This is a genomic window from Terrirubrum flagellatum (genome assembly GCF_022059845.1).
GTDB classification, from domain to species: domain Bacteria; phylum Pseudomonadota; class Alphaproteobacteria; order Rhizobiales; family Beijerinckiaceae; genus Terrirubrum; species Terrirubrum flagellatum.
Window position 1 is genome coordinate 4,118,142 of sequence record NZ_CP091851.1, and the last position, 23,525, is coordinate 4,141,666.

Below are 23,525 nucleotides of genomic sequence, written 5' to 3' on the forward strand. Positions count from 1 at the left end.
GGAGCGGGCGGAATTTGTTACGCAAAAAGGAGAGTGAGATGAAATTTGGCGCTTCATCCTGGCCGTTCCAGTGGGATCCACCCTATGAGGACGCGATCCGCCGCATCGCGGGCCTTGGCTTCAAGGCGATCGAATTGATCGCGTGGAACAAGGACTATCTCAACGACTACTACACCAAGTCCAAGATCGCCGACCTCAGGGCGGCGCTCAAATCCGAAGGGATCGCCCTTTCGCAGTTCGTCTCGACGCCGCATGACCTGTCGCATCCGGACAAGGCCAAGCGCGACGCCGCGGTCGAACACTGGAAGCGAACCGTCGAGGTCGGCGTCGAACTGGGGGCGCCGCTGATCAACATGGTGAGCACGCATGCATTCGCCATGCGCGACTCCCAGGAAATTCCGCGCATCACGACGAAGCCGCTGGTGCAGGTCTATTCGGCCAAAGCTCCCTCGGGAATGGACTGGAACAAGAACTACGAGGACTATGTCGTCGCGCTGCGCGCCTGCGCGAAGGCGTGCGAAGACGCCGGCGTCGTCATGACAGTGGAACCGCATCCGGCGCGCTATCTCGCCAACACCGACGGCGCCTTGCGTCTGCTCGAACATGTCGGCTCGAAAGCCATGGGCATCAATTTCGATCCCAGCCACACTTTCCCGGTCGGAGATTTCCCGAATATCTCGGTCTATCGCCTCGGCAAACACATCAAGCACCTGCATGTCTCGGACAATGACGGCGTCACGAACGTTCACTGGCGGCCGGGCATGGGCAAGATCGACTGGCTCGCCATGTTCGCGGCGCTGAAAGAAGTCGGATATGACGGCGTCGTCTCAATCGAACTCGAAGACGTTCCCGGCGTTTCGCGCGGACCGAACTCGACCGCGCCCGGCGTCTATCGCCATCCGACGGCGACCGAGGAATTCGTCGCCGAAACCGTCGCGGGCATGAATTACCTCAAGGACATCTGCAAGAAGCTCGACATCAAAGTCGAGTGAACTGTCGCAAACACATCTCCGGCGGGGAGCGCCCCCGCCCGCAGATCGCATGAAGTTTCTGAGATGGGAGAGCAGCGACGTGACTGGCGAACCTCTTGTTTATGTTGGCGGCTACAGCGAGCCGATCCTTTTCGGCACCGGCCAGGTCCTGCAGGGCAAAGGCAAAGGCCTCTATCATTTCCGTCTCGACGCCCGAAATGGCGCGTTGAAGCGCGACGGGCTCACCGAAAACGTCAGAAATCCCTCCTATCTCGCCTTCGATCCGAAACGGAGGTTTCTCTACTGCGTCAACGAATTCAAGGAATATGAGGGGCAAGCGAGCGGCGCGGTCAGCGCCTTCCGCATCGATCCTGACAGCGGCGCGCTCACCTATCTCAACACGAAGGCGAGCCGCGGCGCCGATCCCTGTCATCTCATCGTCGACGCGACGGGCAAGTTTGCGCTGATCGCCAACTTCGCCAGCGGCAGCGTGTGCGTGTTGCCCATTCTGCCAGACGGCTCGCTCGGCGACGCGGTGGAATTCATCCAGCACGAGGGATCGAGCATCGATCCAAAAAGGCAAGCAGGTCCGCACGCGCACGCGGTCGAGATCGACAAGGCCAACCGCTTCGTCTTCGTGCCCGACCTCGGCCTCGATCAGATCGTCATTTATGCATTCGACGCCAGTACGGGGAAGCTGACGCTCAACGCCAACCAGCCCTTTGTCGCGATGGCTCCCGGAGCGGGACCGCGTCAGCTTGCGTTCCATCCCGGAGGTCGGCTCGCCTATCTCATCAACGAACTCAATTCGACGATGACCGCCTACAGCTACGACGCCGAGAGAGGCGCGCTCACGGAGTTGCAGACCCTGCCGACCTTGCCAGCGGGATTTCAGGGTCACAGCACCTGCGCCGAGGTTCAGGTCGCGCCGAACGGGAAGTTTCTCTACGGATCGAACCGCGGGCACGACAGCATCGCAATCTATGCACTCAGCAAAGACGGGCGCATGAACGTCGTTGGCCATGAGAGCACGCGAGGCCGCATTCCCCGCAATTTCGACATCTCGCCGGACGGTCGATTCCTCGCGGCGGCCAATCAGGACACCGGCGACATCGTGATGTTCCGCATCGACAACGAAAGCGGCAGGCTGACGGCGACGGGCGACGTCGTGGAAGCCGGCACGCCCGTCTGCGTGCGCTTCATGAGCTAGACGCTTCGCAACTTCCCGCCTCCGGCCGCGCCGGCTAACATGCCTGCGCGACCAGCGATTGCAGCTTCAAGCGGGCAGATGGATTTCAAGCAGCTTCGGACGTTCGTCACGCTTGCGGGCACGCTGCATTTCAGCGTGGCGGCCGAACGGCTGCGGATCGCGCAGCCGCATGTCAGCCGACGCATCAAGCAGCTCGAGGAGGATCTTCAGGTCACACTTTTCGATCGCAACAGGAAGAATGTGCGATTGACGCAGGCGGGCGAAGCGTTCCTGCCCGAGGCGATCAAACTGCTCAAACAGGCGGAAGACGCTCGACGGCGCGCCATGACGGCCGGGCAGGGAAAGATGGGCAAGCTGACGATCGGCTTGATCAGTGCGGCGTTGCTCGGTCCGCTTCCCGATATCCTGTCCGAGTTTCACAGCCAGTTTCCCGACATTGCGCTCAATTTCGTCGACAATGTCACGCCTTCCGAAGCTCTCCTGCGCAGCCTGGAAGAGGGAACGACGGATGCGGTCTTCGTGCATCCGCCGGCGCGGACGCAGGGAGAGTATGGTCGCGCAACGGTCGTGCGGGAACCGCTTGTGGCTGTGCTGCCGATTTATCATCGATTGGCCAACCGGGCTCGCATCGATCTCGTGGAGCTGGCCGACGAGCCATGGGTGATGTTTCCGCGCGAGCCCAATGACAAGGGCGTCTATGATCGCATCATCGCTCTTTGTCACCGCGCCGGCTTTTCGCCGCGTATCACGCAAGAGGCCAGCCATACGCTCAGCCGGCTTGGCCTCGTCGCCGCCGGCTTCGGCGTGCATCTGGTTCACAGCACATGGGACACGATGCCATTCCCGGGCGTCGCATATATCCCTGTCGAGCCTTCCGACCATATCGTCGTGGCTTGCTATTGGCGAAAGTCCGATCGCAGTCCGCTGCTGAAAAGCCTTGTCGATATCGTGAAGAGACATCGCGCCGGAGGCCGCGGCGCGTAAACGGACACGCGCGAGCTCGGCCGCTTCGCCGCAACTAACGAGACGCCGAGGGTTCGGGCATGCAGACGCGGGCGGCCCGGAAAACGCTTTGCCTCGCGATGCTATCAGTGATAGCATCGCTCCCACTGATCCTATTGGGAGCATTTGATGCCCGGCAGCCTTCATGTCAGGAATCTGGACGACGGGCTTATCGCGAAACTGAAACTTCGCGCCGCCCGGCACGGGCGTTCGGCCGAATCCGAGCATCGAGAGATCCTGCGTCAGGCCTTGGCGAATGAGGCCGAACCCGGCTTCGACGATCTCGCAGCCGAGTTGCGGAAGCTGACCGCATCACGGCGGCAGACTCCTTCCGAAGCGCTGTTACGCGAAAGCCGAGATGAGCGCTGATGGAAGCGCTCATTATCGATGCGAGCATCGCCGTAAAATGGGTTGTTGAAGAGCAAGGAACTGAAGCCGCCCTCGACCTCCGATCCCGGTTTCGCCTTCTTGCGCCTGAGCTCCTCATACCCGAATGCGCCAATATCTTCTGGAAGAAGGTGCAGCGTAACGAGCTCACCCACGATGAGGCGATCCTGGCCGCCAGACTGCTCGAACGCTCGGGCATCGAATTCCTATCTATGAAAGGGCTGCTAGAGCAGGCGACCCTCCTTGCGGCCGAACTTTCACACCCCGCTTATGATTGCGTCTATCTAGCGACAGCGCACCGGACAAAATCGAGATTCGTCACAGCGGACGATCGGTTGCTGCGCATTGTCGGTGAGCGTGGATCAAGTGAAGTCGCGAACTTGTGCATCTCTCTAGCGGCCATCCAGAACGCGGCGCGCTGATCCCAAGCTCGTTCATTCCGCTCCGCATTTCCGGCCAACCTCACCAGCAGAGCCAAGCGAAGCTATATAAAACCCGCGCGCTATCGGGCCCTGACCCCTGTCCGGCGATGCGGCATGACGTTGAAAGTTTGGCTGCGCATGGCTTGCGCGCTGATTGCCCAAACACTGAACTTCCCCCGCCCGCAATTTCAGCTTGCGCCCCGGGGCGCCATTCGAAATATGATTAATCGATTTATCAAGCCGGAATAGCCGATTGCCGCAAGTGCGCTCGACTGCCCCGCCAACGCTAAACGCCCTGGCTAAAAGGCTGGGCGTCTCGGCCGCGACCGTGTCGAATGCGCTGGCCGGGACCGGGCGCGTCTCGGCGGAAACAGCCGCGCGCATCAAGGCGCTGGTTGAGGAAGTAGGTTATGTGCCGCGTCACGCTGCGCGCGCTCTGCGCACAGGCCGCAGCGGGCTGCTCGGGCTCGTCGCGCCCGACCTGACCAACCCGACATTCCCCTCCTTCACCCAGGCGATCTCGCGCGCGGCGCGGCAGCGCGGATTCGCCGTGCTTCTCGCTGACTCGCGTGATGACAACGCCGTGCAGACGACCGAGATCGCTCATCTCCTGTCGCGCGGGGCCGACGCCTTGATCATCATCCCGCGTCGCGGATCGGTCATCGAAAAGCCGCCGGTTCCAACGGCGATCATTGACAGCGCCGGGCGGCCCGACAACGTCGTGTCGAGCGATCATCGCGAAGGCGGGCGCGCGATCGCCCGTCATTTGCGTGAGCTGGGCCATCGCCGGATTCTCATTCTCGCAGGGCCGAAGGAAGCCACCGTGGCGCGCGAGCGCACGAGCGGCATGGCCGATGTGCTCGCCGGCGTAAAAGGCGCGCAATGGCGGCTGGTTCATTCCGAGCCGTCGCTCGCCGCAGGTGAAAGACTGGCGCCCAGCGAGCGCGCTGATGCGACCGCCATCGCCTGCGCCTATGATTCCCTCGCCATCGGCGCGATCGCCGGATTGCTGCGCGCCGGCGTTTGCATTCCCGAAGATGTTTCCGTCACCGGCTTTGACGATCTCGCCTGGGGCGCCGTGATGTCTCCCGCGCTCACCTCGGTGCGGCAGGATTTTTCCGCGATCGCCGAGATCGCCGTTGCGCATGTGCTCGGCGAGCCATCGGAACCGCAACTTGTTCCGATGCAGCTCATCGTCCGCGCGTCGAGCGCGCCGCCCTCCACACAAGCTTTCAGACTGAAGCAGGGAGTTCAATCATGACCCTTCGCACTGCCGCAGCAGCGCTGGCGCTCATTCTTGGAATTGGCGGCGCGGCCGCACAGCAGAAGCTTACCATCTCCGTCTATGGCATCAGCCAGGACTCCTATCGCAAGCATCTCTATGCGCCCTTCGAGGCGCAATGCGGCTGCAAGCTGGTGGTCGAGGTCGGCAACAGCTCGGAGCGTCTCGCGAAGCTCGAGGCCCGGAAAGACAATCCGGAAGTCGACATGGCCGTGCTGACGGATTTCAATGCTCTCGAAGCGGCGCAGAAAGGGCTGATCGACAAGATCGATGTGAGCAAACTGTCCAACTACGACAAGCTCTATGACTTCGCGCGCGACCCTATCGGAAGCAATTATGCGGTCGGCTACACCTTCTACTCCACCGGCATCATCTATCGAACCGACAAGGTGAAAATCTCGTCCTGGAAGGATCTGTGGAAGCCGGAGCTTAAAAATCGCCTGGCGCTGCCCAACATCACGACCTCGCAAGGCCCCACGCTGCTCTTCATGGTCGATCGCTCGCTTGGCGGAACGACTCCGGATTTTGCGGCGGCGATCAACCATATCGGCGCGTCGAGAAAGGATGTCGTGAATTTCTACGAGCGCAGCGCGCAGCTTACCCAGCTCTTTCAGCAGGATGAAATCTGGGCCGCAGTGACAGGGCGCTTCAACTGGCCGCTGGTGCGCAAGCTCAACATGCCGATCGCATGGGCTTCGCTCAGCGACGGCGAATCCGGCGGCATGAATGTGATGGCGCTGGTGAAGGGCTCCAAAAACAAGGAGCTTGCGTTGAAATTCATGGATTACTGGCTTTCCGCCGAGGTGCAGTCGAAAATCGCAGCCGATCTCGTCGACAGCCCCGCCAACAGGGACGCCAAAGTTTCTCCCGAAGCGGCGGAGTCGCTCACCTATGGCGCGGACATGGCGAAGGCGATCAAGTTCCTGCCACCGCAGACGGTTATCGACAATCGCGTCGCGTGGCTGAATGGCTGGAACGAGAAGATTGCGCGCTAACCGACGATGACGGACAGAAGTCGCGCCGCGCTGCTGATCGCGCCAGCAGCGCTTTTCATCGTCGCGGGATTCCTGCTGCCGGTCGGCGTGCTGCTCATGGGCGGATTCCGTGACGGAGCCGGCGCATGGAGCCTTGCGCGCTATGTCGAGTTCTTCGCCACGCCGCTGCATGTGGAGACGCTGTGGCGCACGCTCCGGCTCGGCGCGCTGGTGACGATCGCCTCGGCGATCATCGGCTACGCCGCGGCGCTCGCGATCGTCGACTCGTCTCCTTCTTCGCGCGGACGCTATATCGGACTGTTCATCCTGCCGATGATGATCTCGCCGGTGGCGCGCACCTACGCCTGGGTCGTGCTGCTCGGCCGCACCGGCCTCGTCAATGTCCTCGTTCTCAAACTTGGACTGAGTGACGAGCCGTTGCGCATCCTGTTCACCGAGACAGCGGTGTTCCTCGGGCTGGTGCAGCTTTTCCTGCCGTTGATGGTGCTGTCGCTCGTGAGCGCGCTCGAAAATCTGCCGCCTGACGTGACCGCGGCCGCACGTCTTCTCGGCGCAAGCTGGCTCGATGTCTTCCTGAAAGTGATTCTGCCCTTGACGCGAGAAGGACTCGCGGTCGGCGGCGTCCTCGTCTTCACCGGCGCCATCACCGCCTATATCACGCCGGCGGTGCTCGGCGGCTCAAAGGTGCTGATGCTGGAAACGCTGCTGTTCCAGCGCGTCAGCGTCGCCAATGACGTCGTCACGGCCAGCGTCATCGCGATGCTGCTGATCGTGATGAGCTATGCGGCCAATGCGCTGCTTCGCCGCGTCGCCTCGGTCCGGAAGGCGTGACTATGCGATCATGGGGACGGATCACTCTCGCGCTCGTGCTGATCTTCCTGATCGGTCCCTTCGCGATCATTCTCGCCGCCGGCCTTTCAGATGGCGAAACGCTCGCCTTTCCGCCGCAGGGCATCTCCCTGCGATGGGTGCTGGCGGTGTTTGAACTCGAGAGCTTCCGCGCGAGTTTCGCGCTGTCGCTCGTTCTCGCGACGGCGAGCACGATGGCGGCGCTTGTTCTGGGAACGCCCGTCGCCTATGCGCTCGATCGCTATCGCCCGCCCGGCGCAATTGCGATCAGCGCGCTTCTCACTTCGCCGCTCGTCGTGCCGGGCATCATCGTCGGCCTCGCGCTTCTGCGCCATTTCGTGATTCCGCTGGGCGTCGGCGTCACGACCGCGCTCTTTCTCGCGCATACGGCGCTGCTCATCCCCTACGCCGCGCGCGTCGTGTCGGCGAGCCTCGCCAATCTGCGCGTTGATATCGAGGAGGCTGCGATCCTGTTGGGCGCCAGCCGCCCCGGCGCGTTCTTTCGCGTCGTGCTGCCCAATATCCGAAGCGGCGTGCTCGCCGCCTTCATTCTCGGCTTCATCACCTCGTTCAATCAGGTGCCGGTATCGCTGTTCCTGTCCGGCCCCGGCGTCAGCACCCTGCCCATCGATATGCTCTCCTACATGGAATTCACCTATGATCCCTCGATCGCAGCGCTGTCCGCGATGCTCGCTCTGATGTCAGTCGCGATCGTGCTCGTCGCCGAGCGTCTCCTCGGATTGTCGCGCTATGTCTGAGCCATTCCTGTCGCTGGAAAAGCTGACGCTCGCCTATTCCGGATCAGTCGCGGTCGACTCGCTTGATCTTGCGATGCGCGACGGCGAGTTGATCGCGCTGCTCGGCCCTTCCGGCTGCGGCAAGACCACCACCATGCGCGCGATCGCCGGTCTGCTGACGCCGCAGTCAGGATGCGTTCGCCTCGCCGGCCGCGACATCACGAAAACGCCGCCCAACAAGCGCGAAGTCGGACTGATGTTCCAGTCCTATGCGCTGTTTCCCCATCTCAGCGTCTTCGAGAATGTCGCCTTCGGCCTGCGATTGAAAAAAGCGCCCGCCGCCGACATTCAGCGCCGCGTTGCAGACGCGCTGGAGAGCGTCGGCCTCTCAGGCCTCGCCGACCGTTTGCCGAAGGCCCTCTCCGGCGGCCAGCAGCAGCGCGTCGCTTTGGCGCGATCGATCGTCGTGCGGCCGCGCCTCTTGCTGCTCGACGAGCCGCTGTCCAATCTCGATGCAAGGCTGCGGCTTGAGATGCGCAGTGAGCTCTCGCGCCTGCAGCGCGAGCTTGCGATGCCGATGATCTATGTCACCCACGATCAGACGGAAGCGCTTGCGCTCGCCCATCGGATCATCGTGATGCGCGGCGGCCGCATCGAGCAGGACGGCGCGCCCGATGATATCTATGCGCGGCCGAAGAGCGCGTTCGTGGCGCGCTTCATGGGTTTCGAGAACATCTTCACGGTCAGCGACGGCAAGTTAAACGGCGCGGCAGGCGCTGTCGCCTGGCCGGTCGCGACAACGGCGGCGGCGCTCGCCTGGCGTCCTCGCCATGTGACAGTCGGGGCCGGGCCTCTTCAGGGCCGTGTGCTGGGCGCATCCTATCTCGGCGAAGCTGTCGAATATCTCATCGACTCAGCGATTGGCTCCATCAAGGCCGAAGCGCCTGCCGATGCGCCGCGCTGCGCGCCGGGCGAAACCATCGCCTTCGATCTTCCTGCGGCGAAGGCGGCCTCGCTGCCGGCCGCCTGAGCCTTCGAAAATTTCCGGCCCCTCACATGACGGATAAACCCATGCGCGAACCTGCCGATCTTCATGACGCCGCATTGCGTGATCGCGCCGTGCGCGCGGCGCGCGGCCGCGAGCCCTTCGATGTTTTGCTCACGAGCGGCGCCGTCATCGACATGGCGACCGGAGAAATCCGCCCGGCCGATGTAGGGCTGGTGGGACCCCTCATTGCAAGCGTCCATCCTTCGGGCCAGCTCGCAGACGCCCGCAACGTCATCGACATCAAGGGCGGCCTGATCGCGCCGGGCCTCATCGACATGCATATGCATGTGGAAAGCTCGATGATCACGCCAAGGCGTTACGCCGAAACAGTTATCCCGCAAGGCACGACGACGATCGTCTGGGATCCGCATGAGGTCGGCAATGTGCTTGGTCTCGAAGGCGTGCGATGGGCGATCGATGCGAGCCGCAATCTGCCGCTGCGCGTGCTGCCGCTCGCGCCCTCCTGTGTGCCCTCGGCGCCGGGGCTGGAGCGCGCCGGCGCTGAAATCAACGGGCCGGAGATGCGGGAGATGCTTTCCTGGCCGGAGATCGCAGGCGTCGCGGAAGTCATGGATATGCGCGGCGTCATCGAACGCAGCGCGCATATGTCGTCGATCGTGGACGAAGGCCTCAAGAGCGGCAAACTCGTCTGCGGTCATGCTCGCGGGTTGAAAGGCGCCGATCTCCAGGGCTTCGCGGCGGCAGGCATCGAGTCCGATCATGAGATCAGCGACGGCGAGGATCTGCTTGCAAAGCTGCGAGCCGGATTCACGATCGAACTGCGCGGCTCGCACGACTATGTGCTGCCCGGCGCCGTTGAAGCGCTGAACTCGCTGCCGCGCATCCCGCAGACGCTGACAATCTGCACCGACGATATCTTCCCTGACGATCTCGTCGCGGTCGGCGGCATAATCGATGTGGTGCGGCGCCTCGTGCGTTATGATCTGCCCGCCATCGAGGCGCTGCGCGCCGCGACGCTTAACGCTGCGATGCGTCTTGGTCGTCGCGATCTCGGCCTTGTCGCGCCTGGCAAACGCGCTGACCTGATCGTGCTCGACGATCTCGCCGAATTGCGCGTGCGGCATGTGTTCGCATCAGGCGTCCATGTCGCGGCGGAGGATCGGTTGCTGGTTGATGCGCGGCCCGATCCCTACGCTGCGCCGACTTCAACAATGAAGCTTGATCCGCTTTCGCCTGACGATTTCCTGATCAAGACCGGGAGCGTCACGACAGGCGACGTGCGCCTGCGCACTATCTTCCGGCCGCGCTTCACCGAATGGCGCGAGGCGATCGTTCCCATTTCCGGCGGCGTCGCGCAGCTTCCGGACGACGGCATCATGATGGCTGTGATTCATCGCCACGGAAAAGCGTCGCCGACTCCTGCGCTTGGCGTGCTGCAGGATTGGAGCGCCTGGCGCGGCGCGCTCGCGACCACGGTCGCTCATGACAGCCATAACCTCGTTGTCTTCGGCCGCGATCCCAACGACATGGCGGCCGCCGCCAACGCGCTGATCAAGGTCGGCGGCGGCATGTCGGTCGCGGCGGGCGGCGACGTGAAGGCGGTCCTTCCTCTGCCGGTGTGCGGGCTTCTCTCGGAGGAGCCGACGCCGAAGGTCGCCGCTGATTTCGCGGCGCTCAAGAAGGCGGCCGAACCTATCGCCGACTGGGAAGCACCCTATCGCACTTTCAAAGCGGTGGTCGGCGCAAGCCTCGCCTGCAATCCCGGACCGCATATGACCGATATCGGACTGACCGACGGCGGAACAGGAGAGGTGTTTCCCGACAGCGTGATTGAGGTGAAGCAGGCGGGGTAGACGCAGCGATCTTTGTTCATCGTACTATTCAATTACAAATACTGTTCATAAATCAACGCCGCGAGTCGGTGCATTCCGATAGCCGGTTGATCACGCGACCTTTGCGACGCTATGCGATTTTCTTCGCTCTAACGTAGAGGCGACGGCGGGCGGTTGAATCTGTTCGCGAGCCATTCGCTGTATATAGCGACCATATTCGCTCTTCTCGATCGCCTCGCCGAGCGCGAACAGTTGCTTTGCGTCAATAAATCCGCATTGAAACGCCACCTCTTCCGGGCAGCAAATGCGCGTGTTCTGACGGTTTTCCAACGCTCGCACGAAGTTTGACGCATCGATGAGAGATTCAGGCGTGCCTGTGTCGAGCCAGGCAAAGCCTCGTCCGAGCCGTTCGACAGACAACCCGCCCATTTCCAGATATGCGCGATTGACGTCGGTGATTTCCAGTTCGCCGCGCGCCGACGGCTTGATCGAGGCCGCAATGTCGACGACGCGTTCATCGTAGAAATAAAGGCCCGTCACTGCCCAATTCGAGCGTGGATTGACAGGCTTTTCCTCGATCGAGAGGGCGCGCATGTCATCGTCGAACGCAATAACGCCATAACGCTGCGGATCGATCACATGATAGCAGAATGCCGTCGCGCCGCGCCTGTTCTGGCGCGCCCGCGCCAGCACGTCCCTGAATCCAGCTCCGTGAAAGATGTTGTCTCCAAGAATGAGCGCCGACGGCCCGCCGCGCACAAAGTCCGCGCCGATGATGAAAGCTTGCGCCAGGCCTTCCGGGCGCGGTTGTTCGGCATAGTGGAGCGAGACGCCCCATTGCCGCCCGTCGCCGAGGAGCTGGCGAAAGTGCGGCGCATCATGCGGCGTCGAGATGATTAGAATTTCGCGGATGCCCGCAAGCATCAACGTCGACAGCGGATAGTAGATCATCGGCTTGTCGTAGACCGGCAGAAGCTGCTTCGACGTCACGCTCGTCATCGGATGCAGGCGGGTGCCGCTTCCGCCTGCGAGGATAATTCCCTTCATCTGACTTTCACTCATTCATGATTTGAAATGGCTCGACGCCTTGGCAAGTCTGACCGCTGCCGGACTTGTAGCTTTTTTTGCGCGCCTGGCTCAGCGCGAATGCAACTGAGCTTCCGTGGAAGGCGTCGCCTTCGAGAAGCTCCAAAGTGCGTCAAGGCCACTGTCGTGAGGCGCAGCCGCTCTTTCAAGTTTCGGCGGCGGCGTTGCATCGCGATTCCTCGTTCGCATTTTCCCCGACTTGCTCGCTGCGGGGATCGGGACCTCTTCGCCGCTCATCATATTTATCGCGCCCAACTTCGACGCGTTCGGCTGAAGATCGAATTTTGACGCCGCCTTATTAAGGTCGTCCGCGTGCAGGAACTGTTTGGGATCGCCCAACCGGCCACGCAAACCGTCGATCGCGCCGCGTGCGAAAGCAGCGGCGATCCTCGGATCGCCTCGCGACGCCAGGAGATGCGCTCCCGCCTGAATCAGCAAATATGGCAGAATCCGGCGTTTCCAGGCGGCCGGCACATGGCTGAGACGCATAAGCGCGATCTGATTGCGCGCATAGCTGTAGAGTCTGGTCGGCGATTGCCGCGTCAGGCGCCAGCCGAGAAATGGGATATTGATTGCGCCCTCACCGAGTCGAGGCGGCATCTCGCGCAACGGGTCAATCCAGCACGAGAAACCATGCGACCAGGCGCGAAAGCACCATTCGACATCGATCGCATCGATGAAGAAGTCTTCCCGAAAACCGCCAATGGTTTCGATCGCCTTGAGATCGATCAGCGCTCCGGAGGAAATCGCGAACTCAACTGCGACGGCGCCATTCACGTCGCTAATGTCCGGTCGCGGAAATATTCGCGGATCCTTGTATCTCGCGGGATCAATCGAGACGGGTTTTGGCCCGACGACGGCCGGTCGTGCGCCGCCTGCGCGCAACGCCATATGGGTCGCGCGCAATCCACCGACCAGATCGCTTGGAGCGATCGAGTCCTGATCGAACAGAACGAGCGTGTTGGCGCCGTGCGTGCGCGCGTAGGCGATTGCGCGATTGTACGCGGCGCCAAGCCCGATATTTGAGCCATCATTCAGGAAGACCAGAGGCTGGGCCGCCGCGTCGAGAAGGCGCTGTCGCTTCGCCGGCGCCAGCGGGCTGTTGAGAAACAGTATGAGCGTGCGCGCCTGTGGAGCTAGCGCGGAGAGGAGGCGGCAGAGCGCGTCGAAATCAGGCCGGTGAACCACCACCACGATATCGGGCGCGCCAGCGCCTGCTCCTGCCGTTACGTCTGATTTCACGTCGGGTTTTATCCTTTCGATTGGTCTCAGAACTTGCGCCAAGCGTGCGGCGACTGAGGGTGGGTTATATGCTCACGCAATATTGTGGGTAATTTGCCCACGTCAAGCCAATTCTCCAAATTTGTGGGATTGATTCCCACGTATTTTCCGTTAGAAGGGAGCGGCGAGGCTGTGGCGGCTCAAAAGTCTGGCGTAGCCGCCGGTCTCGCGATCGACTTTGAAAAGGCGGACGACCGGTGGCCACGAACGGACAAAGAGAGGCGGGCGATGCGCTCGAAGGAGAGGTGGCAGCGTCTCGCAATCAGCCGAGCGTCGCCGTCATCATCCCCTTCTACAACGGCGCAGCCTTCATCGAGCGCGCGCTGCGCAGCGTGTTCGATCAAACGAGGACCGCAGACGAAATCATCGTCGTGGACGACGGCTCGCGCCCGGACGAGCGAGCCGCGCTAGACGCGATACTCGAGCGCTATCCGGCGACTCTCATTTCGAAGGCGAATGGCGGCCAGGGTTCCGCACGCAACGCCGGCGTGGTCGCCTCGCAATCCGACTTTCTCTGCTTTCTCGATCAGGATGACTTCTATCTTGAGAATCATATCGAGACGCTCGTCGCCGCCATACCGCATGGCGATCGGCGATTCGGATATGTCTATGGCGATCTTTATGAGGCCGACGCCGACGGCAACGTCTTGCGCACAGCGATCATCGAGCAGCACAGCGTTCATCCGAAGAGAGCGATTGCCGAATTGCTGCGCTTCGATATGTTCATTTTGCCTTCTGCGTCGCTTATTTCCCGCGCGGCTTTCGAAGCCGTCGGCGGCTTTGATTCCGATCTTAGAGGCTATGAAGATGACGACCTTTTCCTGCGTATGTTCCGCAAGGGATATACCGGCGTCTTTATCGACAAGCCGGTGACTGTCTGGTGCATCCACACTGGCAGCACATCTTTCGGCGTTCACATGATGCGCAGCCGATACAGGTACTTCACCAAACTTCTGCAATGGTTTCCGGACAATCCCGAGATGGGCCGATATTATTTTCGCGATTGCATCATGCCTCGTTTCGGTCCGGCTTTCGTCAACGATGCGGTGAAGAGCGCGCGTCAGCATGGTCAGGAAGCGCGCGAAATCCTCAAACGCTATGACGGCCTGGTATGGAGTAATCCTACCGTGAGAAGGTCGCGTAAACTGTTCGTTCGATTGACGGCGTGGCTCCTGCTCAATTTCTCGCCATCGCTCGCGCGCAATCTCACCGGCTTCGCGCAATGGCCTTTCGCACGGCGAATTGCGCGGCGCGTGTTCTAGCACGCGAGCGAAAGCACGCTATCGGCCGGGGCCTCCACCGCCGGGGCCTCCGCCGCCGCCAGGACCACCTCCACCAGGACCGCCTCCCGGCCCGCCACCGGGATCCCCCCCGGGGCCACCTGCTGGGCCGCCGCCGAGTCCTCCTGCGCCAAAGCCGCCTCCGGGACCAGTTCCCGAGGGACCGGCGCCTGGAGGCCCTGGCGGCCCTCCGCCTGGACCCATCGGTCCGCCGGAGCCGCCCCCTGATGGGCCGTCGCCGCCAGAGGTAAGTTGCACTGACTCGACCGCGAGTTCGCCGTCCGCGGTGAACGCCGCGCCGAGCAGCGCCCTGAATTGCGCGCTCTCGGGAAGACGACTGATCACGCCAGCGTCTCGCAGCATCTCGCCAGAGCCGAGCCGGAGATTGTCTCCAGTACGCTGAACATAGGCTTCAAGAGACACGCGATCGATCGCGCTTGGCGGCGCTGGAGCGCGATCAATTGCAGCCTGTGTCACAACCAATCCCCTGCTTCCGAGACGGCCGCGCGCTCGAATTCGGCGGCCCAGCAAAGCCGACCGGAGATTGATCAGAGAAAGGTCCCCTATTCTAAAACCCGTGGCGTCGCGCTCAACGACGCCGGCAATCTGCTCCAGCCGAGCGCGAGGACGTTCGACCAGGCTTGCGACAATCGCTCCGTCCAATCGGCGAAGACCACTGACCGCGACGCCTACGCCAGCGCGCCACCACCGCGCAAACTCAACGCGATCGAGCAGAACTGTTTGGCCCATCACACGCATTTCGTTGTCAGCGATTTCTTCGATCGGACCAATCACTTCGCTCGCGACCTCGACGCGCGCCGTAGCGAATGAGCCTTCAGCACCGCGCGCGATCACCCAACCGACATGACCAACCTTGAGATCGCGCGTCGTTCGGCGCTGACCATCGATCCGCACAAAGACATCGGGGCGATAGCCGACGCGGACATTGTTGATGATGACGCTGCCGAAACCCTGAATGGTGCCGTAAATGCCGGTTCCGCCGATGCCTCTGTCGTCGCCTGTATCCCCGCGCGCCGCGCCAGTTCCACCGATGCCCTGATCTCCGGGCCGCCGGCTGCTTGCAGCGTAACTGGCTGTCGACATCATCACCGCGCCAACACCGCTGAGGAAGCGCCGCCGCGTTGGATCGAATCCGTTGCTCACTGCTTGTCCGTCTCGGTTTGAGAGGGTGAGCGCGCCTCTTCGCGATAGACGTAGACGCCGAATATCCAGCGTTGATCGCCGCCCTCACTCTTTTCCACCGCCGCATGCGCCTCGCGGTTGGCTTGCTGCAGAGCCTCCATCGCGAGCTCACGCGAGCGGGCCTCAAGCTGCTTCGCCAGATTTGGAGACAGCCGGTCATAGTGGACCGCCCTTTCCATGAAAGGCGGCTCCGTCGCCAGAACATTGTCAACCGCGGCGGCGACGTGGTCGTGCAGATTTCTTCCGAAATAATAGAGTTTGCGCTCGTCATCGCCGCGCGGGATGAGCGCCTCTTCTTTCAAGGCGACCTTCTCTTCCGCATCGGTCACGACCAGTCCGGAATCCCGCCATTCGTCGAGCACGGCGCGCGGACGCAGGTCCTTGGTGATCGCGGCGACAAGAGCCTCAAAAGACGGGCTCGGCCCGGCGCGCGGCAATCGCAGCGGACGCCCGGCCGCATCCGTGAATTCGGGCGAGGCCAGCCAATGCGCGATAATCGAACTCGTCAGCGACACCGTCTGAGGGACGGCGTTGATCGGCGCGCCGGCGCCGCGCAGACGACTCACCTCCTTGCGGTGAATACCGGTCAATAGGCTGACACGACTATCTGTCTGCTCCTTCTTCGGCAGAGCGAAATCATATTCGGCGACGTTGACATAAACTTCGCGCAAGAGCTGCGCCAAGGCGGGAAAGGTCACGCCAGAACGAACACACAAGCGCACAAGGGGACGCAGCAACCGGGCGACGGCTGGCGCCAGTCGCTCCATCGGCGGCCCGGGACGCTGAGAATCGGAACTCATACCCGTCTATAGACCGGCGTTTTGTGGGATACAATCCCACAATCCTTGACGCGAGCGCTATCCGCAGCGTATAGGGCGTCGGGTTGCTTGCGCGGAATCCGAATTGCGAGCGCGCGCACCGCAATCAGCGCGTCGCGCTCAGGAACACTCAATGATATCGCACAGTATCGTCTATGACGCGGACGAACGAAATCGAGCGATCTATTCCAGCGGGATCAAGGACTTCCTGAGGGGCGTCCGCTTGGCGGAGCTGTGGCTCGCCATGGGATGGCATGATATTCGCCAGCGCTACAGTCGATCCGTCATGGGACCGTTCTGGGTTTCGATCAGTCTCGGCGTCTTCGTCATCGGCCTCGGGCTCACCTATGGCGCGCTCTTCCGGGCGCCGGTTCGCGACTACGTGCCCTACGTCACGGTGGGAATGGTGGTGTGGACGATGATCGCCGCGATGGTGAACGAAGGTTGCATGACCTTCATCAGCGCAGCTTCGATCGTGAAACAGATGCCCGCTCCCGCAAGCGTGCATGCACTGCGCGTCGTATGGCGCTCGCTTATCATTTTCGCGCACAACGCTGCGGTTATTGTGCTCATGCTGCTCGTGCTGCGCGTGAATCCGGGCTGGGCCGCTCTCCTTGCCATTCCGGGCCTCGCGGTGCTGTTGCTCAATGGCGTCGGCTTCTGCGTGACGCTCGGCATTCTCGCCACCCGCTTCCGCGATGTGACGCCTCTGGTCGGAAACCTCATCCAGATGTTGCTCTTCGTGACGCCGGTGCTGTGGCGCGCATCTGATCTCGGCGATCGCGGCGCGATCGCGCTCGCCAATCCCTTCTTCCATCTGATCGAGCTTGTGCGATCTCCCCTGCTGGGAGCCGCGCCAACCCTCTTCAGCTGGCAGATTGCTCTCATATTCACGGCGCTCAATCTCTGCGCGGCGCTCTTTCTCTATGCGCATTTTCGGTGGCGCATCCCTTACTGGATATGAAGATGCTCTCCGCGAGTTCCATTCACCTTGAAAACGTCAGCGTACAATTCCCGCTCTATGGCGGCTCCGCGCGTTCGCTGCGCAATCGGCTCGTCAGCAGCGTCACGGGCGGACGCATCGGCTCGGACGCGCGATCCAGAATCTGTGTCGAAGCGCTCACCGGCATCAATATGCGTATTGAACATGGAGAGCGCGTTGCGCTGATCGGCCATAACGGCGCGGGCAAAACGACGCTGCTTCGTGTTCTTGCAGGGATCTACGTCCCCCAAGGCGGCCGAATCGCAATCAAAGGCCGCATTGCGCCCTTGTTCGATATCGGGCTTGGCATGGATGGCGAAGCAAGCGGCTATGACAATATCAGGCTGCGCGGCCTTAGTCTCGGGCTGTCACGCCGCGAGATTGAAAGCCGCATCGATGAGATCGCCGATTTCACGGAGCTCGGCGCGTTTCTGGACATGCCGATCAGAACCTACTCCGCCGGCATGCAAATCCGGCTCGCTTTCGCAGTCTCGACAAGCGTGGAGCCCGATATCCTCCTGCTCGATGAGGGGATCGGCGCTGTCGATTCAACGTTTCTCGAAAAGGCGAATGCGCGGCTGAAAAAGTTCGTCGATCGCGCCGGAATTCTCGTTCTCGCATCGCATGCCGACGGGCTTCTTTCCGAACTCTGCACCCGCGCCATCCGTCTCGAGCATGGTCGGCTCGTGGATGACGGGCCTCTCGCGCAGGTGATGCGCCGCCATCGCGGCAGCGACTGGCCGGATGCCGAAACTAGAGATCGCCCCGTGCGAGACGTTGAAGATAAAGACCGTACTGGCTCTTCTCCAGTTCATTACCGAGTCGCATAAGTTGATCGGCGTCAATGAAGCCTTGCTTGAAAGCGATCTCTTCAGGGCAGGAGATCTTGAACCCCTGACGGCGCTCAAGCGTGCGCACAAACTCGGCAGCTTCGATCAACGAGTCCGGCGTGCCGGTGTCGAGCCAGGCGAAACCACGCCCCATGCTCTCGACTGTCAACGCGCCTTCTTCGAGATAGATGCGATTGAGATCTGTGATCTCAAGCTCTCCGCGACCGGACGGCCTCAGCGTCCGCGCAATTTGCGACGCCCGGCCGTCATAGAAGTAGAGACCAGTCACCGCCCAGTTGGATGCGGGCTTTGCGGGCTTTTCCTCAATCGCAATCGCCCTGCGATCGCGATCGAAACTGATGACGCCGTATCGTTCGGGGTCGTTGACATGATAAGCGAATACCGTGGCGCCGGAGCTGCGCCCCGCGGCGCTCGTCAAGAGCTCAGGCAAACCGTGTCCGTAGAAGAGGTTGTCGCCAAGAATGAGCGCCGAGCTCTGGCTGGCCACGAACTCCTCTCCGATCAGATAGGCCTGTGCAAGGCCGTCGGGGCTCGGCTGTTCGGCATAGCTGAACTTGATTCCCCAGCGCTCGCCAGTTCCCAGAAGCGCGCGGAAGCGCGGCAAATCATGCGGCGTCGAGATGACCAAAATATCGCGCACGCCGGCCAGCATCAGCGTCGAAAGCGGGTAATAAATCATCGGCTTGTCATAGATCGGCAGCAATTGTTTCGACGCCGCCATCGTCATGGGATGGAGGCGCGTCCCGCTCCCGCCCGCCAGGATGATGCCTTTCATGCCCTTCGATCTCCCGAACCTTCTGGCAGCTATACAGCCGGGTTGCCGAGCGCAAGGCGCGCCCGGACTGCTTGCGGCCATATGACCGATATCGCACCCGACCAGTTACCCTGAGCCCGACCAGAAATTGCGTTTCCCGCCCGGTTCGCCCACAACCCGATGACACGATCAGATTGACCGATGCTGGACATTTCGCCGCTCCGCATTCCAGAGGTTCTGGAAATCAGGCCCCGCAAATTCGGGGACGAGCGCGGCTTTTTTTCGGAGACCTACAGCAGGGACCGCTTCGCGGCGAATGGAGTCCAACTCGATTGGATTCAGGACAATCAGTCCTATTCCCAGGAAGCCTTTACGCTTCGCGGACTGCATTTCCAGAAGCCGCCTTTCGCCCAGGACAAACTGGTGCGCGTGTTGCGCGGTCGCATCTGGGACGTGGCCGTCGATGTCAGACGAGGATCGCCGAATTTCGGTCAATGGGTGGCGCTCGAAGTTTCGGCGGAAGCGTTCAACCAGATCCTCGTACCAGTCGGCTTTGCGCATGGCTTCCTGACGCTCGAACCGGATACAGAAGTGCTTTACAAGGTCTCCGCATCCTACTCGCCAGCGCACGATTTCTCGATCCGCTACGACGATCCTGGCTTCAGCGTCGCGTGGCCGCTTGCCGGCCACGAACCAGTCCTCTCTGACAAAGACGCCGCGGCGCCCCACTTCGCCGCAGCGGACAGTCCCTTCACATTCACAGGCGATCTGCGTTGAAGATTCTGGTCACAGGAGGCGCGGGCTTTGTCGGCTCCGCCGTATGCCGCTATCTGATCGGGGAAACCGATCATTCCGTCGTCAATCTCGACAAGCTCACCTATGCCGCGACGCTAACTTCGCTCGCGCCGATCGAAAGCGATCCGCGCTATCGCTTCGTGACGGGAGATATCCTTGATCGGAAACTCGTCCTCGACCTTCTGCGAACAGAGAAGATCGACGTCATCATGCATCTGGCGGCCGAGAGTCATGTCGATCGGTCGATCGATGGCCCCGGAGACTTCATCCAGACGAATATCGTTGGAACTTATGAGCTGCTAGAAGCGGCGCGCGCCTATTGGGGCGAGCTTCCTGCCGCGCGCAAGGACGTGTTCCGTTTTCACCATATCTCGACCGACGAAGTGTATGGCGATCTGCCGCTCGAGGGCGGTTTCTTCACCGAGGACACGCCCTATGCGCCATCGTCGCCCTATTCAGCGTCGAAGGCCTCATCAGATCACCTCGCTATGGCGTGGCGTCATACCTATGAATTGCCTGTGGTGCTCTCGAACTGCTCGAATAATTATGGGCCATTCCATTTCCCGGAGAAGCTGATCCCGCTGATGATTCTGAACGGGTTAGAGGGCAAGAAGCTGCCGGTCTACGGCAAGGGCGAGAATGTGCGCGATTGGCTCTATGTTGGCGATCATGCCCACGCGCTTGTTCTCGTCGCGACCAGAGGCGAGCCAGGGCGCTCCTACAATATTGGCGGGGGGAACGAGCGATCCAATCTCTCTGTGGTGCAGACGATCTGCGACACGCTCGATCGGCTTGCTCCAAGCAAGAGCGGCAAGAGGCGCGATCTGATCGAATTTGTTGCCGACCGCCCGGGCCACGATCTTCGTTACGCAATCGACGCCACGCGAATAGAGACCGAGCTCGGCTGGCGAGCGAGAGAAACATTCGATACCGGCCTCGAAAAAACTGTGCAATGGTATCTCAATAATGAGAGCTGGTGGCGGCCCATCCGCGAGAAACGCTATGCGGGCCAGCGCCTCGGCTTCGCCGGCGGCGGCCGATTGTCATGAAACTGCTGGTGACGGGGCGAAACGGACAGATCGCGCAATCGCTGGCGGCGCTCGACAGCGATGATGTGAAGATCATTGCTCTCGGCAGGCCTGATCTCGACATTACTGACCGCGCCTCGATCGATCGCGCGATTGCAGTGTATCGGCCCGACTTGGTGGTGAATGCGGCCGCCTATACAGCGGTCGACAAAGCAGAGAGCGATCAGGATGCGGCCTTCGCCGTCAACAGAGATGGCGCAGGTCACGTCGCAGCGGCGACCGCCGCGGCGGGCTTGCCCATCATCCATATCTCGACCGATTATGTATTCGCCGGAGATAAAAGCGAGCCGTACGTCGAGACCGACGCCACCGGCCCGCAAAACATCTACGGACTTTCCAAGCTTGAAGGCGAGAAAGCGATCGCAGCAGCGAACCCGGCTCACGTCATTCTTCGCACCGCATGGGTCTATAGCCCTTATGGCTCAAATTTCCTGAAGACCATGCTGCGACTGGCGGCCGAGCGCGACGTTATCCGCGTCGTGGCCGATCAGCACGGAACGCCCACCTACGCTCCCGATATTGCGGAAGCTATTGTCGCTGTCGCAGAGCGAATCAAGGCGGACCCGAAAGGCGTGGCGTGGCGCGGTGTCTTTCATATGGTCGCCGAAGGCGAAACGACCTGGGCGGGTTTCGCAGAGGAGATATTCCGCCGGTCGGAGTCGCAAGGTGGGCCCTCGATTCGGATAGAATCGATCTCGGCAACAGAATATCCTTCGATTGCGCGCCGACCGATCAATTCGAGACTCTCCACGCGTTATTTTCGCAGAACATTCCAAACATCGCTTCGCAATTGGAGATTGGCGGTATCCGACTGCATCAAAGGTTTGTTCGCTACGCAGACTCAAAAATCACAGGCGAAAAGGAATACCCCCTGAAACTCGCCTCCTGAATCGACTTTGACCAACCGACGATCGCTTATAAAGACATGCTAGGAGAATCCAAACTTGAAGATCGCAACGTTCACAATAAGCGCGGCGCTCGCTGCAACGAAGTGATCGAGTTCAGTAGGCAGGCGACCGAGCTGATGTATTAGCGGGCTCGCCGGCGACGCACCGTCAGAGTGGACAGCTTAAACACATAGGCACTTATCGCCAGATGCGAAATAGACAGACCATTATTCGAGTGATCGTTGGCGGAGCTGGCGTCGCCGCCATTCTAATGCCGATTCTACGTTACTGGGCGCTCAATTCTTCCTATTATGACCTAGGCCAATATGCGACGAATTACGCGATTGCCGCAATCGACGGGCTCTGGGGCATTTCATTTCGTTCGCATGCGCATCCCGTGATGCTTATATTTTCCCCTTTTGTCAGAGCTGCGCCTTTCGTCGAAACATTGCTACTTGAACAGTCACTTCTGCTTTTGGCCGGCGTCTACGCTTTCGGATGCTTGTGGAGGAACCTCGGAGCGGGCGCGCCCGAAGTGGGGGCACTGCTAGCTATTTGCAGCCTCGCATTTTGGTCGGCCGCAATTTTCGACTATCACTTCGAACATTTATTACTTCTGGCCTACGTTATTTTTTTCCTGCGGTTGGAGTGCGCTGGAAAATTTGTCGATTTTGAGCTATTCGCGATCGCGATGGTCATCGCGGCGATTAAAGAAAGTTTGGCGCTCACATCCGCTGGACTCGGTATTTATTTGATCCTTGCCAACCGCCGCCCGATTGCCGGCACCGCGATTCTTGTTGGCGCATCTGTGTATTTTGTTGCTGTCACCTCAGCAATTATTCCGTTCTTCTCCGACGGACGGCAATCAGGAGATCTCTGGCGCGAGGCATTTTCGTATCTCGGCGATACCCCCCGCGCAATGATTTACAATATAGTCTTTCACCCTTCCCTACTGGCCGAAGCGAAAATCCTGACGCCGCGTAAACTCGTGTATCTTAGCGCAATCTTCTTGCCATTTCTGCCTGCCCTACTGCGCGCGCCATTGCTGGCTCTGCCCGCACTACCTCACGTCGCGATTGCGCTATTGTCGCGCAACGCCAACCACACCTATCTAGCCCACCACTATACGATTCCCGTCCTCGTCCCTTTTCTTGTCGTTGCAGCTTATGCAATTGCTGGCCGCAGGGACTGGCTTATTTTGAGCTTTCAATCGTCCGAAAGCGCTGACTCAGGGGCCCACAGCTTTGCCGCGCGCACCGCCTTCATTGGGTCGTACATAACGCTGGTATTATTTGGCCTGTCTCCAGTCTCGCGCTTATTCTTCAGCCCATCAGCGTCATCATATAATTTCGCGGCCTACATTCCGAGCGAGCGGAGCGCGAGATTGCGAGCTTTGATCGCTACGCATACGCCGACAGATCGCCGGATTGTCGTCTCCATGCAAAATAACGTTCACGATGGCAGGCTGTCGCTGCGAACCAACGCCCTCGCGTTTCCTGACGGTGTATTCGAACCCGTTCACGTCATATGCCAGCCGCCGTCCGAATCGGGTGTAACGCTTTCGGATTCAAACTGCTCGCAACCGCATAAGCAAGGCGCCGTGCTTGCCGACTTCGTCGTGCTGGATTTGAAGCGGCCCTGGTTCGTCAACGATCAACTCATCGCCGCGACAGACCCTGAAAGCGATCGTGCTCGCGCAAAATTCGAAGCGCTTGTCACCCGATTGCAAACTGATTTCACTCTTGTCGTCGAGAACGATGGATTCCAGATATGGCGACGACGATCGCACTAAGCAATGTATGGA

At 60.9% G+C, this 23,525-nt stretch carries 23 protein-coding genes; 19 read left to right on the plus strand and 4 right to left on the minus strand.

The genetic code is table 11. The features are described 5' to 3' along the window. Positions 1 to 38 precede the first annotated feature (38 nt). From L8F45_RS19780 to L8F45_RS19830, 11 genes are all read left to right on the plus strand, one after another. Complete coding sequence (locus L8F45_RS19780) at positions 39 to 992, plus strand: sugar phosphate isomerase/epimerase family protein (protein ID WP_342359574.1); 954 nt, start codon at positions 39 to 41, stop codon at positions 990 to 992. Between the two features lie 79 nt (positions 993 to 1,071). Continuing rightward, the gene (locus L8F45_RS19785; RefSeq protein ID WP_342359575.1) at positions 1,072 to 2,181 is read left to right on the plus strand and encodes a lactonase family protein; all 1,110 of its coding nucleotides are present in this window, start codon (positions 1,072 to 1,074) and stop codon (positions 2,179 to 2,181) included. Between the two features lie 39 nt (positions 2,182 to 2,220). Further along, positions 2,221 to 3,165, plus strand: coding sequence for a LysR family transcriptional regulator (locus tag L8F45_RS19790; protein ID WP_342359576.1), 945 nt, complete (start codon positions 2,221 to 2,223; stop codon positions 3,163 to 3,165). A gap of 147 nt (positions 3,166 to 3,312) precedes the next feature. After that, a complete protein-coding gene (locus L8F45_RS19795) occupies positions 3,313 to 3,552 on the plus strand; it encodes a FitA-like ribbon-helix-helix domain-containing protein (RefSeq protein WP_342363509.1) in 240 nt (79 codons plus the stop codon). Beyond that, positions 3,552 to 3,992: a type II toxin-antitoxin system VapC family toxin gene (locus L8F45_RS19800; protein ID WP_342359577.1), complete on the plus strand. Its 441-nt coding sequence runs from the start codon at positions 3,552 to 3,554 to the stop codon at positions 3,990 to 3,992. Before L8F45_RS19795 ends, L8F45_RS19800 begins: the two co-directional genes overlap by 1 nt. 328 nt (positions 3,993 to 4,320) lie before the next feature. Further along, a complete protein-coding gene (locus tag L8F45_RS19805; RefSeq protein WP_342359578.1) occupies positions 4,321 to 5,253 on the plus strand; it encodes a LacI family DNA-binding transcriptional regulator in 933 nt (310 codons plus the stop codon). After that, positions 5,250 to 6,269, plus strand: coding sequence for an ABC transporter substrate-binding protein (locus L8F45_RS19810; RefSeq protein WP_342359579.1), 1,020 nt, complete (start codon positions 5,250 to 5,252; stop codon positions 6,267 to 6,269). Before L8F45_RS19805 ends, L8F45_RS19810 begins: the two co-directional genes overlap by 4 nt. A 6-nt stretch (positions 6,270 to 6,275) precedes the next feature. Further along, positions 6,276 to 7,100, plus strand: a complete 825-nt coding sequence (locus tag L8F45_RS19815; protein ID WP_342359580.1) for an ABC transporter permease — start codon at positions 6,276 to 6,278, stop codon at positions 7,098 to 7,100. A 2-nt stretch (positions 7,101 to 7,102) separates the two neighbouring features. Further along, the gene (locus L8F45_RS19820; protein WP_425329941.1) at positions 7,103 to 7,876 is read left to right on the plus strand and encodes an ABC transporter permease; all 774 of its coding nucleotides are present in this window, start codon (positions 7,103 to 7,105) and stop codon (positions 7,874 to 7,876) included. After that, positions 7,869 to 8,885: an ABC transporter ATP-binding protein gene (locus tag L8F45_RS19825; RefSeq protein ID WP_342359582.1), complete on the plus strand. Its 1,017-nt coding sequence runs from the start codon at positions 7,869 to 7,871 to the stop codon at positions 8,883 to 8,885. Before L8F45_RS19820 ends, L8F45_RS19825 begins: the two co-directional genes overlap by 8 nt. Before the next feature lie 41 nt (positions 8,886 to 8,926). Further along, the gene (locus L8F45_RS19830) at positions 8,927 to 10,717 is read left to right on the plus strand and encodes an adenine deaminase (RefSeq protein ID WP_425329942.1); all 1,791 of its coding nucleotides are present in this window, start codon (positions 8,927 to 8,929) and stop codon (positions 10,715 to 10,717) included. A 90-nt stretch (positions 10,718 to 10,807) separates the two neighbouring features. Here L8F45_RS19830 and rfbA (L8F45_RS19835) read toward each other — a convergent pair whose 3' ends face one another. Next, complete coding sequence (gene rfbA, locus L8F45_RS19835; RefSeq protein ID WP_342359584.1) at positions 10,808 to 11,743, minus strand: glucose-1-phosphate thymidylyltransferase RfbA; 936 nt, start codon at positions 11,741 to 11,743, stop codon at positions 10,808 to 10,810. A gap of 90 nt (positions 11,744 to 11,833) precedes the next feature. Further along, the gene (locus tag L8F45_RS19840) at positions 11,834 to 13,024 is read right to left on the minus strand and encodes a glycosyltransferase family protein (RefSeq protein ID WP_342359585.1); all 1,191 of its coding nucleotides are present in this window, start codon (positions 13,022 to 13,024) and stop codon (positions 11,834 to 11,836) included. Positions 13,025 to 13,308: 284 nt separating this feature from the next. Here L8F45_RS19840 and L8F45_RS19845 point away from each other — a divergent pair, with 284 nt between their 5' ends. Together L8F45_RS19845 and L8F45_RS19850 are read left to right on the plus strand one after the other, a co-directional pair. Further along, positions 13,309 to 14,325 (plus strand): glycosyltransferase family 2 protein, encoded by a 1,017-nt coding sequence (locus tag L8F45_RS19845; protein WP_342359586.1) that lies wholly within the window; start codon positions 13,309 to 13,311, stop codon positions 14,323 to 14,325. A gap of 882 nt (positions 14,326 to 15,207) precedes the next feature. Further along, positions 15,208 to 15,528 (plus strand): hypothetical protein, encoded by a 321-nt coding sequence (locus L8F45_RS19850; protein WP_342359587.1) that lies wholly within the window; start codon positions 15,208 to 15,210, stop codon positions 15,526 to 15,528. Here L8F45_RS19850 and L8F45_RS19855 read toward each other — a convergent pair. Further along, the gene (locus tag L8F45_RS19855; RefSeq protein ID WP_342359588.1) at positions 15,504 to 16,346 is read right to left on the minus strand and encodes a DUF6502 family protein; all 843 of its coding nucleotides are present in this window, start codon (positions 16,344 to 16,346) and stop codon (positions 15,504 to 15,506) included. The two genes, L8F45_RS19850 and L8F45_RS19855, sit on opposite strands and share 25 nt — an antisense overlap. A 151-nt stretch (positions 16,347 to 16,497) precedes the next feature. Here L8F45_RS19855 and L8F45_RS19860 point away from each other — a divergent pair, with 151 nt between their 5' ends. Together L8F45_RS19860 and L8F45_RS19865 are read left to right on the plus strand one after the other, a co-directional pair. Then, positions 16,498 to 17,328 carry an ABC transporter permease gene (locus L8F45_RS19860; RefSeq protein ID WP_342359589.1) on the plus strand — a complete coding sequence of 277 codons (831 nt, stop codon included), beginning with the start codon at positions 16,498 to 16,500 and terminating at the stop codon, positions 17,326 to 17,328. Between the two features lie 2 nt (positions 17,329 to 17,330). After that, positions 17,331 to 18,176: an ABC transporter ATP-binding protein gene (locus tag L8F45_RS19865; RefSeq protein WP_342359590.1), complete on the plus strand. Its 846-nt coding sequence runs from the start codon at positions 17,331 to 17,333 to the stop codon at positions 18,174 to 18,176. Here the strand turns inward: L8F45_RS19865 and rfbA (L8F45_RS19870) are convergent. After that, positions 18,100 to 18,972, minus strand: coding sequence for a glucose-1-phosphate thymidylyltransferase RfbA (rfbA, locus tag L8F45_RS19870; protein ID WP_342359591.1), 873 nt, complete (start codon positions 18,970 to 18,972; stop codon positions 18,100 to 18,102). The genes L8F45_RS19865 and rfbA (L8F45_RS19870) overlap by 77 nt on opposite strands. Positions 18,973 to 19,152: 180 nt before the next feature. Here rfbA (L8F45_RS19870) and rfbC point away from each other — a divergent pair, with 180 nt between their 5' ends. The 4 genes from rfbC to L8F45_RS19890 all read left to right on the plus strand — a co-directional run bounded on the left by rfbC (position 19,153) and on the right by L8F45_RS19890 (position 23,513). After that, positions 19,153 to 19,728, plus strand: coding sequence for a dTDP-4-dehydrorhamnose 3,5-epimerase (rfbC, locus tag L8F45_RS19875; protein ID WP_342359592.1), 576 nt, complete (start codon positions 19,153 to 19,155; stop codon positions 19,726 to 19,728). Further along, entirely contained in the window at positions 19,725 to 20,795 is a 1,071-nt protein-coding gene (gene rfbB, locus L8F45_RS19880; RefSeq protein WP_342359593.1) for a dTDP-glucose 4,6-dehydratase, read from the plus strand. Before rfbC ends, rfbB begins: the two co-directional genes overlap by 4 nt. Continuing rightward, a complete protein-coding gene (gene rfbD / locus L8F45_RS19885; protein ID WP_342359594.1) occupies positions 20,792 to 21,709 on the plus strand; it encodes a dTDP-4-dehydrorhamnose reductase in 918 nt (305 codons plus the stop codon). The genes rfbB and rfbD overlap by 4 nt, the downstream gene beginning before the upstream one ends. Before the next feature lie 220 nt (positions 21,710 to 21,929). Next, a complete protein-coding gene (locus tag L8F45_RS19890) occupies positions 21,930 to 23,513 on the plus strand; it encodes a DUF2079 domain-containing protein (RefSeq protein ID WP_342359595.1) in 1,584 nt (527 codons plus the stop codon). Positions 23,514 to 23,525 lie beyond the last annotated feature (12 nt).